The sequence below is a fragment of the Streptomyces sp. JN8 genome (assembly GCF_055808075.1).
On record NZ_CM147852.1, the window covers coordinates 6,493,915 to 6,507,794 of the forward strand.

Consider the following 13,880-nt stretch of genomic DNA (forward strand, 5'->3'; position numbering starts at 1 on the left):
TCGCCGGAGCGGCCGGAGCGGCCGGAGCCGTCCGAGCGGCCGGAGCCGCCTGAGCCGTCTGAGCAGCCGGAGCGGCCCGAGCCGCCGGAGCGGCCCGAGCCGCCCGGGCCGCCGGGGCCGGCGGCGCGGTCTCACCGCAGACCCTCCGGCGCGATGCCCAGGTGCGCGTGGAGCTCGCGCTCGCCCCGCGCGGTCACCCTGACGGCCCGCTCCGAGCCGATCCGTTCGCACCACTCCGCCTCCAGCGCGTGCCGGCACAGCGCGGCGCCGGCGAGCCCCGCGAGGTGCGGCCTGCGCTCGGTCCAGTCGAGGCAGCCGCGCGCGAGGGGCCGCCGTCCGCGGCGCACGAGGGGGACGCCCAGCTCGTCGAACCAGGCCAGACCCCGGTCCGTGAGCGCGAACCCGGTGTCCTGGCGCAGCAGTCCGCGGACCGTCATCGCCTCGGTGATCGCGATGCCGAGCCGTCCGGCGAGATGGTCGTAGCAGGTCCGGCCGCGGGCCATCGCGCGCCCGGCGCTCGCGGCGCCCAGGGAGCGGGGCGGCGGCGCGACCGCCGGTTCGGAGCGGGCGGCCAGGTCCTCGACGAGGTGCGCGACGCCGGGGTCGGCGAGGCGCACGTACCGGTGGCGCCCCTGCCGCTCCTCGGCGAGCATCCCGCCGGCGACGAGCTTCCCGAGGTGCTCGCTGGCGGTGGACGGCGCCACGCCCGCGTGCCGGGCGAGTTCCCCGGAGGTCCAGGCCCGTCCGTCCAGCAGGGCGAGGAGGAAGGCGGCGCGGGTCTCGTCCGCGAAGAGCGCCGCGAGGGCGGCGAGGTCGGTGGCTGCCATGCACCCAGCGTCCCGCACTCACGCTTCGGCGGCGGCCGAACCGTCCCGTCGTCCCGGCGAGCCGGCCGCGGGCCGGGAGGGGGAGCCGGCGGCGGACCGACCGGGGGAGCCGGGCGCCAGGGCCTCGTACTGCAGCCGCAGCCCGTCGAGCAGCGCCCGCAGGCCCGTGCCGAAGGCGCCCTCGTCGACCTTCTGGCGGTGCTCGGCGAGGCGGTGCGCCTGGCCGAGGTGGGGGTAGTCGGCCGGGTCGTAGGCCGTCTCGTCGTCGACGAAGCCCCGCGCGAAGGAGCCGAGGGCGGAGCCGGTCACGAAGTACCGCATCAGCGCACCGATCGAGGTGGCCTGGGCCGGTGTCCAGCCGGCCCGGACCATCGCGCCGAAGACGGCGTCCGCGACGCGCAGTCCGGCGGGCCGGCGGCCGGGGCCCTGGGCGAGGACCGGGACGATGTGCGGGTGGTCGGCGAGGGCGGCGCGGTAGGAGACGGCCCAGTCGTGCAGCGCCGTCTGCCAGTCGCGGCCGTCGTCCTCCGCGAACATCGACAGGTCGATCTTGGCGCTCACCGCGTCGGCGACCGCGTCCAGGATCTCGTCCTTGGTCCGGAAGTGGTTGTAGAGCGAGGGCCCGCTCACCCCGAGTTCGGCCGCGAGCCGCCGGGTGGAGAGCGCGCCGAGGCCCTCCGCGTCCACGAGCGCGCCCGCCGTCTCGACGATGCGGTCTCGGCTGAGCAGGGGCTTGCGCGGTCGGGCCATGGCGCACATAGTAGGCCTGCACGCTGAAAACTAGCAGTGGTAATTAAACGGTCGGGTGAGGTGGGCGCCACGTGAATCTGGAACCGAGCGAGGAGCAGGAAGCCGCACGGCGGCTCGCCGAGGACTTCGTCGCGCGCGAGGTCGCCCCGCACGCCACCGCCTGGGACCGCGCCGAGGAGGTGGACCGGGCGATCGTGAAGAAGCTCGGGGCCGTCGGCTTCCTCGGGCTCACGATCCCGGAGGAGTACGGCGGTTCGGGCGGCGACCACCTCGCCTACTGCCTCGTGACCGAGGAGCTCGGCCGCGGCGACTCCTCGGTGCGCGGCATCGTCTCCGTCTCCCTCGGCCTGGTCGCCAAGACCGTCGCCGCCTGGGGCGACGAGGAGCAGAAGCGGGAGTGGCTGCCCCGGCTCGCCTCCGGCGACGCCCTCGGCTGCTTCGGCCTCACCGAGCCCGGCACCGGCTCCGACGCCGGGAACCTCGCCACCCGGGCCGTGCGCGACGGCGACGACTACCTCCTCAGCGGCACCAAGATGTTCATCACCAACGGCACCTGGGCCGACGTCGTGCTGCTCTTCGCGCGCACCGGAGGCGCCCCCGGCCACCGCGGGGTGTCCGCCTTCCTCGTCCCGACCGACAGTCCCGGCCTCACCCGGCGGGCCGTCCACGGCAAGCTCGGACTCCGCGGCCAGGCCACCGCCGAACTCGTCCTGGAGGACGTCCGCGTCCCGGCCGCCGCAATGCTCGGCCCCGAGGGCAAGGGCTTCGCCGTCGCCATGTCCGCCCTCGCCAAGGGCCGCATGTCGGTCGCCGCCGGCTGCGTCGGCATCGCCCAGGCCGCCCTCGACGCGGCCGTCCGGTACGCGGGGGAGCGTGAGCAGTTCGGCAAGCCCATCGCCTCGTACCAGCTCGTGCAGGAACTGATCAGCGACATCGCCGTCGACGTGGACGCCGCCCGGCTGCTCACCTGGCGGGTCGCCGACCTGATCGACCGGGGCCGGGACTTCGCGACCGCCGCCTCCAAGGCGAAGCTGTACGCCTCCGAGGCCGCCGTCCGCGCCGCGAACAACGCCCTCCAGGTCTTCGGCGGTTACGGCTACATCGACGAGTACCCGGTCGGAAAGCTCCTCAGGGACGCCCGCGTGATGACCCTGTACGAGGGCACCAGCCAGATCCAGAAGCTCATCATCGGCCGGGCGCTGACGGGGGTGTCCGCCTTCTGACCCCGGGCCCTTCTGAGTACCCGGCTGAGTACGCGGACGGATGTGGTGCCGGCCACATCCGGCCGATGCTGTGCCCATGAGTGACACACCGGTCAAGCAGCAGAACACCGCCGCCTACTACGCCCAGGCCGTCGCCTCCTTCTCGCTCGCCCTCGCGGCGGTGGCCATCGGCATCTATCAGCTGGAGGCCAGCGCCTGGGTCCGCGCCTTCCTCGCCGTCGCCGTCCTCTACCTCACCACCTCGTCCTTCACCCTCGCCAAGGTCGTCCGCGACCGCCAGGAGGCCGGGCAGATCGTCAGCCGCGTCGACCAGGCCCGGCTGGAGAAGCTGCTCGCCGAGCACGACCCCTTCCAGAAGCTCTGACCGCTCCGCGGGTCCTGAGCTGGCGTTCTCCGTCTCTAAGCGCTTGCTCACCCTCGTTGGTATGGTGGGCGTCCTGACGGGTCCGAGAGGGAGTGTGGGATGAGCGCGGCGGAGGAGACGCCCGGGGGCGAGGACATGCCCTGGGGCGAGGTCACGCCCGAGGCGGCCCGGCGACTGCTGGTGGCCGCCGTCGAGGCGTTCGCCGAGCGCGGCTACCACGCCACCACCACCCGGGACATCGCGGGCCGCGCCGGCATGAGCCCGGCCGCGCTCTACATCCACTACAAGACCAAGGAAGAGCTGCTCCACCGGATCAGCCGCATCGGCCACGACAAGGCCCTGGAGATCCTCCGGGCCGCGGCCGGCGGCGAGGGCACGGCGGCCGAGCGCCTCGCCGACGCCGTGCGCTCCTTCGTCCGCTGGCACGCCGAGCGCCACACCACCGCGCGGGTCGTCCAGTACGAGCTCGACGCCCTCGGCCCCGAGCACCGGGCCGAGATCGTGGAACTGCGCCGCCACTCCGACGCGGCGGTCCGCGGCATCATCGACGAGGGCGTGGCCGCGGGTGAGTTCGACGTGCCGGACGTCGCCGGCACCACCGTCGCCGTCCTGTCGCTCTGCATCGACGTCTCGCGCTGGTTCAACGTCCAGGGCCGCCGCTCGCCCGACGAGGTCGGCGCGCTCTACGCCGACCTCGTGCTCAGAATGGTCGGCGCTCAGAAGTAGTAGCGGGAGACGGACTCGGCGACGCAGACCGGCTTCTCGGAGCCCTCGCGCTCCACGGTCACGGCCGCCGTCACCTGGACCCCGCCGCCCGCCTCCTCGACCTTCGTCAGGACGGCCGTGGCGCGCAGCCGCGAACCGACCGGCACGGGCGCGGGGAAGCGCACCTTCTCCGTGCCGTAGTTGAGGCCCATCCTCATGCCCTCGACCCGCAGCACCTGCGGAACGAACAGCGGGAGCAGCGACAGGGTCAGGTAGCCGTGCGCGATGGTGGTGCCGAACGGGCCGGTGGCCGCGCGCTCCGGGTCCACGTGGATCCACTGGTGGTCCCCGGTCGCGTCCGCGAAGAGGTCGATCCGCTTCTGGTCGATCTCCACCCAGTCGCTGTGCCCCAGCTGTTCGCCGACTCCCGCGCGCAGCTCCTCGGCGGAGGTGAAGATCCTCGGCTCGGCCATGTTCCTGGTCCCTTCTGGTCCGGCATGCCCCACCTCGTACGGCATACCCAACGGTCGGTATCTAAGCGCTTGCTCAGCATGTGGGGTGAGCGGTCCGCTGTCAACGGACCGGACCAGTAGGGTCGCGGGGTGCCGCAGATTCCAGAGAAGATCCACGAGCTCACCGTCGGCCAGCTCTCCGCCCGCAGCGGGGCGGCCGTCTCCGCCCTCCACTTCTACGAGGCGAAGGGGCTCATCAGCAGCCGCCGCACCACCGGCAACCAGCGCCGCTACGGCCGGGACGCCCTGCGCCGGGTCGCGTTCGTCCGCGCCGCGCAGCGGGTCGGGATCCCCCTGGCGACCATCCGCGAGGCCCTGGCCCAGCTCCCCGAGGAGCGCACGCCGACCAACGAGGACTGGGCCCGGCTCTCCGCGACCTGGCGCACCGAGCTGGACGAGCGCATCAAGCAGCTCGGCCGGCTCCGCGACCACCTGACGGACTGCATCGGCTGCGGCTGCCTCTCCCTGGAGACCTGCGTCCTGTCCAACCCCGACGACGCCTTCGGCGCGCGCATGGCGGGCTCCCGGCTCCTCCCCGTCCGCCGCCCCGCCGACGCGGAGGACTAGGCCGTCTCTTTCGGATCTTGCCGGTCAGGCCCGCGTCGTCCGGTGCCGTGCCTCGCAAGGCGGAGAGGTACCCGGGTACTGGGCGTACCCGGGTGCCTCGACAACGCGGCGAGGTGCTGTGTCGGGCGGCGCGGGTCAGGCAAGATCCGAAAGAGACGGCCTAACCCTCCGGCTCCGGCGGCCGCGGGCCGGACGCGGCCCGCGCCGCGGCGACCAGTTCCGCGTTCGACCGCGCCGCCGTGCCGTCCGGCAGCAGCAGCGTGTCCTCCAGGCCGATCCGGGCGCCGAGGCCGAGCCGACCGGCGAGCCGCAGCACCGGCCACGCGCCGGGCCCCTCGCCGTGCAGCAGCACGGCGGTCCCGGCCGGCGGTCCCATGCCCGACAGGAAGGAGCGCGCGGCCCGTTCGGCGTCGCCGCCGGCCGACGGGTGCGGGACCTTCACCAGGATCCGCCGCACCCCGGGCGCGAGCGCCGAGCGGGCGAAGCGCTCCGCTCCGTCCGTACCGGCCCACAGCCCGGCCTCGACCCCGATCCCGCGGGCCAGGAGCGCCTCCGCCGCCTCCTCGGCCCCCGGCTCGTGCCAGTCGACCGACACCAGGTCGGGCAGCACCGTCCAGGACCGGATCCGCTCCACCCGGCGCCCCGCGTCGGGCTCGGCGGTCACCGCGGTCGCGATCCGCACGCCGCCGCCCACCGCCGCCCGCACCGCCTCCAGGACCGGTCCGAGCACCCGGGGCGAGAGCGACGTGCTCCCGCACGGCGTCCGGGGGTGCACCCGCACCTCGCCCGCACCCGCCGCCACCGCCCGCGCCGCGGACTCCGCGAGCGACTCGGGCGACATCGGCACCCCGGCGCAGTCCCCTGGCCCCCGCGTCCCGTTGAGGCAGACCTGGAGCACCGGCGGCACCTCGTCCCGGCGCGGACTCACGCCGCCGACGCGAGGGAGCGACTCCGCTCCCCGCGGGCGCGGGCCAGCGCCCCCGAGGTGAGCACCGCGCGCGGCACGCCCACCCCGCAGTCCCCGCAGACCGGACCGAGCCACGGCTCGTACGTGTCGCCGCCGGTCCATTCGATGCGCGGCCCCGTGCACACCGGGCACCGCTCGCCCGGGTCGCCCTCCAGGGCGGTGATCAACCGCCGCAGCACCTCGGGCAGCGGGTCCGAGGGGTGCACGGCCGGATCGCCGCACCGCACCACGCCGTTGCCGCCCCACACCCGCCGGTGCCAGTCGTCCAGGGCGCCGAGCCCGCGCAGCCCCTCGTGCTTCTCGCGCCGCCTTCGGGCGGCGAACTCCTCCTCGTACGCGAGCCACACGGCCCGCGCCTCCTCCAGCTCGTCGAGCGCGGCGATCAGCCGCCCGGGGTCGAGCTCCCGGTCCTCGGGTCCGAACCTGTGCCGGCGGCACAGGTGGTCCCACGTCGCCCTGTGTCCGTACGGCGCGAACCGCTCCAGGCACTTGCGCAGGGAGTACCTGCGCAGCGCCGTGTCGCACCCCGGATCGCGCACCTGTCTCGCGAGACTCCGGAAACCGGCCATCTCCCGCCACCTCCGTCGCTGGTCGTTCCGCGGTATCAGAGGGACGAACGAGCGCCCCGCGGTGTTCCATCGAAAATCGGATGGCAGCCATCAGCGGGGGTCCCGGGGCGCCGAAGGCGGGGCGGAACGGAGGAGTCCGCAGGCGCCCGAAGCGGCCCCGGGTGCGCGCCCGGGATGCCCCCCGCGACCCTCCTACCTGCCCGTTCGCGCGGCCGACACCACCACCCGGGCCAGCTCCGCACGGCAGATGTCGCCGTGGGAGCGGACCACGTCCGCCGTGTCGACGCTCACGCACCCCGAGGCCGGCACTCCCTCGCGCAGCACTGCCGCCAGCGGCCGCACCACCGTCCCCGGCACCGCCTGGACGCCGTCGTGCCCGATCGCCGCCCAGCGCGGATCGCCCGGCCCGAGCAGTCCGGCCGGGGCCAGCGAGGCGGAGTCGCCCGCCAGCCGGGACGCCAGCGGGTAGAACACCCCGAGCGCCGTGTCGTGCCGCGAGTAGCAGGCGACCACGGGCCCCCGGACCCGCTCGTGCACGCCCCGCAGGGAGCCGGCACGCCCGGGGTCGTGCGGCAGCCGCGCCGCGAACGCGTAGTGCGAGAAGGCGCCTTGGAGGAGGGTCACCGAGGCGACCGGGCGGACCCCGGGCGGCAGTCCCTTCAACGCGTGGGCGACGAGCCGCGCGCCCATGCTGTGGCCCACCAGATGGACCCGGAGGCGCGGGGCGGCGCGGGCGACCTCGCCGAGCAGCGGCCCGAGGCCGAACTCGCCGACCCGCCCGGCCCGTCTCTTCATCAGGTAGTACGTGGCCTGGCGCAGGACCTCGCGGGCACCCTTCCAGTACCGCGCGAGCCCCTCCCCGAAGCCCTCCGCCCGCCCTGCCGGGAGACCGGAGTCCGGCTCGGCCGCCTCCAGCGCCTCGGTGAACAGGGCGCACACCTCCACCGGGTCCGCGACCAGGAACGCGGGGACCGGCTCCCGGGGCCCCGCGGCTCCGGGCCCGTCCGGCCCGCCGCCGTCCACGTCCGTCAGCTCCCGCAGCAGCGCCCCGAACGCGGCGAACGCCGCCGCGTCCGACGGCGCCGTCACCAGGAGTTCGGTGAGCCGGTCGAGGACCGGCTCCTTCTCCGGCAGGACCGTCACCAGGGCCCGGTAGTCGGGGACCGGCTCGCCGGTGAACATCATCGAGGGCCAGATCACCCCCGCGTACCCGGCCTCGACGCCGGGCGCGAGCAGCCCGGGGAAGGGCTCGAAGAAGTCGGAGCAGAGCCGGGTGGCGCCGGCCGGTGAACTGTTCCACCCGTGCGCGAACACCACCAGGTCGGTGACGCCCTGCCGGGCGAGAGCGGCGAGGGCCGCGGGCTGACCCGCGGGCCCGTCGCCCTCCTTGTCGAAGGTGATCTCCCGGTACGGCTCCACACTCATCCCGGTCACGGCCCGGCCCTCTCCGTCGAGGTGGCCGTCGCACCCAGGACGCGCCGTGCGCGGGCGGCGGCTCCAGGCCAGCATGCCCGCGCGCGCCCCCGGCCAGACCTGGGACCCGGCGCCGGACGGGTCCCGGGCAGGGGCGGTTCCGTCTCGCCCGGACGACGGCCGGCCCCGTGCCGCACCGGGCGTCCCGCCCGTGCCTCCCGCCTCAGCGGAGGCGCGCCGTCGTGATCCGGGGGAAGTGGATCAGCAGGTCGTACCCGGTGGAGAGGCGCGCCGGATACACGGCGTCCGGCCACGGGTAGGCCGTACCGATGCTGCGGGTCGGGCGGGGGACGGCGAGCCAGTCCCGCGCGGCCGGTGACGCCCGCCGCATGTCCAGGTAGAAGGGGGCGGGCGAGACCCGGTCCAGGGTGTGGGCGTTGCTGTCCGGGCCGAGCGTGCCGAGCGTGAAGACCCGCCGCGGCTCCCCGGGGGCCTCGGTGTCGTGCGCGGTGAAGGAGCCCTGTCCGAAGGAGGCGCCGACGCTCACGTAGTCCCGTCCGAGGGCGTCCCGGAGGAAGGCGCCCTGGATCCGCGGGTACTGGTCGGCCTTCGGTGTCTCGTAGCCGACGTGCCCGTTGTGCGCCGAGAGCACGATCCGGTCGCCGGTTCGCCGCTGCCACCACACGGTGTTGTCGGCCATGGTCCGGTCGCGGTAGAGCATCGCCGCGGCCACGCCCTCCGGCGTCTCCAGGTCGTGGGCGTACTCGGTGCCGACCTGGGCGATCGCCCGCGCGTGCTGGACCGCCCACTCCGCCGCCTCCCGCGCGCGCGGGTCGCGCGCGGCGGGCAGCCGCCGCTCCAGGAGGGCGAGCGCGGTGTTCACGTCGGCGGCCATCCGCTGCCGTTCGGCCCGCGGCCGGTCCATGTACCCCCGCATCCAGGCCTCGACCCCGCCGGTGGGGCGCGAGCCCCGGTACAGCTCCTGGATGCGGGGGAGGAGTGCGGGCCGGGTGCGGGCCACGTACGAGGTCACCTCGTCGAAGACGTTCGCGCCCGCGTACCCGAGGTCGTTGCCCAGGAAGCGGACCGGATGGTCCGGATGGCGCTGGTTGTGCCGCCGCATCCACTGGAAGAGGTCGAGGTACTCCTCGGTGTTCCAGAGCCGGTACGACTCCTGGAACTCGTCCCGCATGATCGCCCGGATGTCCCCGCGGCCGGTGCGGACCCACTCGTCGACGAGCAGGCCCGTGGACCAGTTCGCCTCCAGGGCGAAGGCGGTGAAGCCCCTGCTCTCCACGAGGTGCTCGAAGACGCGGTGCTTGGTGGTGAAGAACTCCGCGGAGCTGTGCGTGGCCTCGCCGATCCCGACGACCCTGGCCGATCCGATCATCCGGTCCAGCGGCCGGAGGTCGGTCAACGGGTGCGCCGTGCGCGCGAGTTCGAGGGCGGGGTCGACGGGCGGTGCGGCGGCCCCCGCGGCGGGTGCCAGGGTGCCGAGGCAGGCGGCGAGGAGGAGACCGACGACGGGCAGACGGCGCCGTAAGGAGGAGGGGATGCGGTTCATGGGGTCCAGCCTGGTCGGCGGGGCGGGCGGGGGGACATCCCGCCCGCACCCCTGTCGATCATGGGGGCAGCCCCACCCCGTCGGACGCGCGCCGCCGGCTCCACCCCGTCCGACCTGCCCCGTCAGACCCGTCCCGTCAGCCCGGGTGACCCGGCGCGACCGTGTCTCACCGGTACAGCAGGTACTCCCTCCGTACCGCCCGGAACGCCGCCAGGTCCGCCTGCCACGCGCCGGCGACCTCGTCCACCCCGGCGCCCGCGTCGATCATCGTCCGCACCCGGGTCGATCCGGTCAGCTTGTCGATCCAGTGGTCCGCCCGCCAGGCGAAGCCGGACCACGAGCTCCGGGCGGTGACCAGGAGCCCGATGCCGGTCCGTACCGGATCGAAGGACTCCCGGTCGTGGACGTGCAGTTGCACGCCGCCCACGGTCTTCCCCTGGAACTTGGAGAAGGTCGGCGCGAAGTAGGCCTCCCGGAGGCGCACCCCGGGCAGGTCGAGCGCGTTCGCCGCCTCCGCCCACCGCCGGTCGACCCCCTCCGCGCCGAGGAGCTCGAAGGGGCGGGTGGTGCCCCGCCCCTCGGAGAGGTTCGTCCCCTCGAAGAGGCAGGTGCCCGAGTAGACCAGGGCGGTCTCCGGGGTCGGCATGTTGGGGCTGGGCGGCACCCAGGGCAGCCCCGTCGCGTCGAAGAAGTCGCCGCGGCGCCACCCCGTCATCCGCACGGTCTCCAGCGCGACCGGCGCCGCGAGGAACTCGCCGTTGAAGAGGCGGGCCAGCTCGGCCACCGTCATGCCGTGCGCCTGCGCGATCGGCTCGCGTCCGACGAAGGAGGCGAACGCCCGGTCCAGGACCGGACCCAGCGCCGCCCGCCCGGTGACCGGGTTCGGCCGGTCCAGGACGACGAACCGCTTCCCGGCGAGCGCGGCGGCCGCCATGCAGTCGTACAGCGTCCAGATGTAGGTGTAGAAGCGGGCGCCGGCGTCCTGGATGTCGAAGACGACCGTGTCCACGCCGGAGGCGGTGAAGACGTCCGCCAGCGGCCGGCCGCTCTTCAGGTACGTGTCGTAGACGGGCAGCCCCGTCGCCGGATCGTCGTACCGCCCCTCGGAGCCGCCCGCCTGCGCGGTGCCCCGGAAGCCGTGCTCCGGCCCGAAGACCGCCACCAGGTCCACCCGCTCGTCGGCGTGCATCACGTCGACGAGGTGCCGGGCGTCCCGGGTGACGCCGGTCGGGTTGGTGACGACGCCGACGCGCTCGCCGGCGAGGAGCGCGTACCCGTCGTCGGCGAGCCGGTCGAAGCCGGTCCGCACCCGCGCGTGCCCCTGCCCCGGCGCGGCGGCCGCGGCGCCGGGCGCGCCGGCCGCCACCGCCCCGAGGGCGCCACCGGCGGCCAGCAGACTCCGTCGCGACAGGTCCATGCGAAACCTCCTCGATCGCCGTCCCCGGCCGGGGCGCGTGACATGGGCACGCACGCTAGCGGTCCTGACCGCCCACGGGAACGAGGCGGGCCTCCGACACCCTTCCGTCTTTCCATACCGACTGGTTAGTCTGTCCCCGTCGTCACAGGTCGTCACAGGTCACCACAGGTCGTCGAGCGGAGGGGTGGGTCCATGAGCGAGGGCACGAACCAGGTCCAGGGCGCCGGAGTCGTCGTCACGGGAGCGGGCGGCGGCATCGGCGCCGCCCTCGCGCGCCGGTTCGCCGCCGAAGGGGCCCGTGTCGTCGTCAACGACCTCGACCCCGCGCGCACCAAGGCCGTCGCCGAGGAGATCGGCGCCCTCGCCGTGCCCGGCGACGCCTCCGCCGTCGTCGACGAGGCCCGCGAGGCCCTCGGCGGCACCGTCGACGTCTGGTGCGCCAACGCCGGCCTCTCCTCGCCCGGCGACGCCTTCGCCGAGGAGGACGTCTGGGCCGCCGCCTGGGACGTCAACGTCATGGCCCACGTCCGCGCCGCCCGCGCCCTCCTCCCGGACTGGCTGGAGCGCGGCAGCGGCCGCTTCGTCTCCACGGTCTCCGCCGCCGGACTGCTCACCATGATCGGAGCCGCGCCCTACAGCGTCTCCAAGCACGGCGCGTACGCCTTCGCCGAATGGCTCTCCCTCACCTACCGGCACCGCGGCCTCGCCGTCCACGCCATCTGCCCGCAGGGCGTCCGCACGGACATGCTCACGGCCGCCGGGACCGCCGGCGAACTCGTCCTCGCCCCCACCGCCATCGAGCCCGAGGACGTCGCCGACGCCCTCCTCGACGCGATCTCCGCCGACCGCTTCCTGGTGCTGCCCCACCCCGAGGTGGCCGGCTACTACCGCAACCGGGCCACCGATCCGGAACGCTGGCTCGGCACGATGAACCACGTCCAGCAGGCCTGGGAGACGGGTACGCGCTGACCGGGCCCCGCCGGATGCGAAGATCTACCGGCGGGAACTCGTTCCCCTGACCGGAAACCAGCATCGAGAACCACCCGAGAACGACCCCCAGGAAGGCGGCGGAGCATGGCCAGGACGACGGACGGGAGCGGCGCCCCCGTCCCCCAGAGGCTCCTCGCCGCCGCCACCCGGCTCTTCGCCGAGCGGGGGTACGACCGCACCTCCGTCCAGGAGATCGTCGAGGCGGCGGGGGTCACCAAGGGCGCGCTCTACCACTACTTCGGCTCCAAGGAGGACCTCCTCCAGGAGGTGTACTCCCGCGTCCTGCGCCTCCAGCAGGAGCGCCTCGACGCCTTCGCGGACGCCGACGCGCCCGTCGAGGACCGGCTGCGCGACGCCGCCGCCGACGTCGTCGTCACCACCATCGAGAACCTCGACGACGCCGCCATCTTCTTCCGCTCCATGCACCACCTCAGCCCGGAGAAGAACAAGCAGGTCAGGTCCGAGCGGCGGCGCTACCACGAGCGGTTCCGGGCCCTGATCGAGGAGGGGCAGCAGGCCGGGGTCTTCTCCGCGGCGACCCCCGCCGACCTGGTCGTCGACTACCACTTCGGCTCGGTCCACCATCTGTCCACCTGGTACCGCCCGGACGGCCCGCTCACCCCCGAGCAGGTCGCCGGCCACCTCGCCGACCTCCTCCTCCGGGCCCTGCGCCCCTGAGGCCCGTACGCCCGGAGCCCCGGGGGGCGTGACCGCCCCCGGCCGAGGGGCACGGCGTCCGCCCCGCGCACGGGGTGCACGGGGCGGACCGCGGGGACGGCGGAGCGGGAGGGCCGGGCTACAGGTACTTCTTCAGCTCGCGGCGCGCCAGCGACCGCTGGTGCACCTCGTCCGGACCGTCCGCGAGCTTCAGCGTCCGCGCCGCGGCCCAGAGTTCGGCCAGCGGGAAGTCCTGGGAGACCCCGCCCGCCCCATGCGCCTGCACCGCCCTGTCGATGATGTCGACCACCGCCCGCGGGGTCGCGATCTTGATGGCCTGGATCTCGGTGTGCGCGCCCCGGTTGCCGACGGTGTCCATGAGCCAGGCCGTCTTGAGGACGAGGAGCCGCAGCTGCTCGATCTGCACCCGGGCGTCCGCGATCCAGTTCTGGACGACGCCCTGCTGGGCCAGGGCCTTGCCGAAGGCGGTGCGCGAGACGGCCCGGCGGCACATCAGCTCCACCGCCCGCTCGGCCATGCCGATGAGCCGCATGCAGTGGTGGATGCGGCCGGGGCCGAGCCGGGCCTGGGCGATGGCGAAGCCGCCGCCCTCCTCGCCGATCAGGTGCGAGGCGGGGACGCGGACGCCGTCGAAGACCACCTCGGCGTGGCCGCCGTGGGAGTGGTCCTCGTAGCCGTAGACCTGCATCGCCCGCCGCACCTCGACACCGGGGGTGTCGCGCGGCACCAGGATCATCGACTGCTGACGGCGCGGGTCGGCCCCGTCGGGGTCGGTCTTGCCCATGACGATGAAGATCCGGCAGTCGGGGTTCATGGCCCCGGAGATGTACCACTTGCGGCCGTCGACGACGTACGCGTCCCCGTCCCGCCGGATCCGGGTCTCGATGTTCGTCGCGTCGGAGGAGGCGACCTCCGGCTCGGTCATCGCGAACGCCGAGCGGATCTCGCCCGCGAGCAGCGGCTCCAGCCACTGCTTGCGCTGGGCCTCGTCGCCGAACTGCGCGAGCAGCTCCATGTTCCCGGTGTCCGGGGCGGCGCAGTTGAGGGCGGTCGGCGCGAGGTGCGGGCTGCGGCCGGTGATCTCGGCGAGCGGCGCGTACTGGAGGTTGGTCAGCCCGGCGCCGTACTCCGCGTCCGGCAGGAAGAGGTTCCAGAGGCCCTGCCGCCTGGCCTCCGCCTTGAGCTCCTCGACGACCCGCGGGGTGTCCCACGGCGAGGCGAGCCGGGCGCGCTGCTCCTCGGCGACGGCCTCCGCCGGGTAGACGTGCTCGTCCATGAAGGCGAGGAGCCGGGCCCGCAGGTCCTCGGTGCGGGCGTCGTACGCGAAGTCCATG

At 74.6% G+C, this 13,880-nt stretch carries 15 protein-coding genes; 6 read left to right on the forward strand and 9 right to left on the reverse strand.

Features of this window, described 5'->3' with window-relative positions; translation table 11 throughout:
• Positions 1-131: 131 nt before the first annotated feature.
• Together ACY0MR_RS28645 and ACY0MR_RS28650 are read right to left on the reverse strand one after the other, a co-directional pair.
• The gene (locus ACY0MR_RS28645; protein WP_473556146.1) at positions 132-827 is read right to left on the reverse strand and encodes an ArsR/SmtB family transcription factor; all 696 of its coding nucleotides are present in this window, start codon (positions 825-827) and stop codon (positions 132-134) included.
• Between the two features lie 18 nt (positions 828-845).
• Positions 846-1,577 (reverse strand): TetR/AcrR family transcriptional regulator, encoded by a 732-nt coding sequence (locus ACY0MR_RS28650; protein WP_404084491.1) that lies wholly within the window; start codon positions 1,575-1,577, stop codon positions 846-848.
• A 71-nt stretch (positions 1,578-1,648) separates the two neighbouring features.
• Here ACY0MR_RS28650 and ACY0MR_RS28655 point away from each other — a divergent pair, with 71 nt between their 5' ends.
• The 3 genes from ACY0MR_RS28655 to ACY0MR_RS28665 all read left to right on the forward strand — a co-directional run bounded on the left by ACY0MR_RS28655 (position 1,649) and on the right by ACY0MR_RS28665 (position 3,890).
• On the forward strand, positions 1,649-2,800 hold the full coding sequence (locus tag ACY0MR_RS28655; RefSeq protein WP_403316652.1) for an acyl-CoA dehydrogenase family protein: 1,152 nt from the start codon (positions 1,649-1,651) through the stop codon (positions 2,798-2,800).
• 76 nt (positions 2,801-2,876) lie between these two features.
• Positions 2,877-3,164 carry a YiaA/YiaB family inner membrane protein gene (locus ACY0MR_RS28660; protein ID WP_361858808.1) on the forward strand — a complete coding sequence of 96 codons (288 nt, stop codon included), beginning with the start codon at positions 2,877-2,879 and terminating at the stop codon, positions 3,162-3,164.
• A 99-nt stretch (positions 3,165-3,263) separates the two neighbouring features.
• Complete coding sequence (locus ACY0MR_RS28665; protein ID WP_388804439.1) at positions 3,264-3,890, forward strand: TetR/AcrR family transcriptional regulator; 627 nt, start codon at positions 3,264-3,266, stop codon at positions 3,888-3,890.
• Here ACY0MR_RS28665 and ACY0MR_RS28670 read toward each other — a convergent pair.
• Positions 3,881-4,342, reverse strand: coding sequence for a MaoC family dehydratase (locus ACY0MR_RS28670; RefSeq protein WP_361858802.1), 462 nt, complete (start codon positions 4,340-4,342; stop codon positions 3,881-3,883). The two genes, ACY0MR_RS28665 and ACY0MR_RS28670, sit on opposite strands and share 10 nt — an antisense overlap.
• Positions 4,343-4,471: 129 nt before the next feature.
• Between ACY0MR_RS28670 and soxR the strand changes: the two genes are divergently transcribed.
• Positions 4,472-4,948, forward strand: a complete 477-nt coding sequence (gene soxR / locus ACY0MR_RS28675; protein WP_388804443.1) for a redox-sensitive transcriptional activator SoxR — start codon at positions 4,472-4,474, stop codon at positions 4,946-4,948.
• Positions 4,949-5,108: 160 nt separating this feature from the next.
• Here soxR and ACY0MR_RS28680 read toward each other — a convergent pair whose 3' ends face one another.
• The 5 genes from ACY0MR_RS28680 to ACY0MR_RS28700 all read right to left on the reverse strand — a co-directional run bounded on the left by ACY0MR_RS28680 (position 5,109) and on the right by ACY0MR_RS28700 (position 10,878).
• The gene (locus ACY0MR_RS28680; protein ID WP_388804747.1) at positions 5,109-5,846 is read right to left on the reverse strand and encodes a 3-keto-5-aminohexanoate cleavage protein; all 738 of its coding nucleotides are present in this window, start codon (positions 5,844-5,846) and stop codon (positions 5,109-5,111) included.
• A gap of 26 nt (positions 5,847-5,872) precedes the next feature.
• Positions 5,873-6,484, reverse strand: coding sequence for a hypothetical protein (locus ACY0MR_RS28685; protein ID WP_361858796.1), 612 nt, complete (start codon positions 6,482-6,484; stop codon positions 5,873-5,875).
• Between the two features lie 192 nt (positions 6,485-6,676).
• The gene (locus ACY0MR_RS28690; protein ID WP_473561909.1) at positions 6,677-7,909 is read right to left on the reverse strand and encodes a serine-threonine protein kinase; all 1,233 of its coding nucleotides are present in this window, start codon (positions 7,907-7,909) and stop codon (positions 6,677-6,679) included.
• Between the two features lie 211 nt (positions 7,910-8,120).
• Positions 8,121-9,461 (reverse strand): erythromycin esterase family protein, encoded by a 1,341-nt coding sequence (locus ACY0MR_RS28695; RefSeq protein WP_473556151.1) that lies wholly within the window; start codon positions 9,459-9,461, stop codon positions 8,121-8,123.
• A 166-nt stretch (positions 9,462-9,627) separates the two neighbouring features.
• A complete protein-coding gene (locus ACY0MR_RS28700; protein WP_473556153.1) occupies positions 9,628-10,878 on the reverse strand; it encodes an exo-beta-N-acetylmuramidase NamZ family protein in 1,251 nt (416 codons plus the stop codon).
• Between the two features lie 192 nt (positions 10,879-11,070).
• Between ACY0MR_RS28700 and ACY0MR_RS28705 the strand changes: the two genes are divergently transcribed.
• Both ACY0MR_RS28705 and ACY0MR_RS28710 read left to right on the forward strand, forming a co-directional pair.
• Positions 11,071-11,847 carry an SDR family oxidoreductase gene (locus ACY0MR_RS28705; protein ID WP_473556156.1) on the forward strand — a complete coding sequence of 259 codons (777 nt, stop codon included), beginning with the start codon at positions 11,071-11,073 and terminating at the stop codon, positions 11,845-11,847.
• Positions 11,848-11,952: 105 nt separating this feature from the next.
• A complete protein-coding gene (locus ACY0MR_RS28710) occupies positions 11,953-12,546 on the forward strand; it encodes a TetR/AcrR family transcriptional regulator (RefSeq protein ID WP_361862550.1) in 594 nt (197 codons plus the stop codon).
• Between the two features lie 118 nt (positions 12,547-12,664).
• On the opposite strand, the gene ACY0MR_RS28715 is transcribed toward ACY0MR_RS28710, so the two are convergent.
• The gene (locus tag ACY0MR_RS28715; protein ID WP_388804454.1) at positions 12,665-13,879 is read right to left on the reverse strand and encodes an acyl-CoA dehydrogenase family protein; all 1,215 of its coding nucleotides are present in this window, start codon (positions 13,877-13,879) and stop codon (positions 12,665-12,667) included.
• Position 13,880 lies beyond the last annotated feature (1 nt).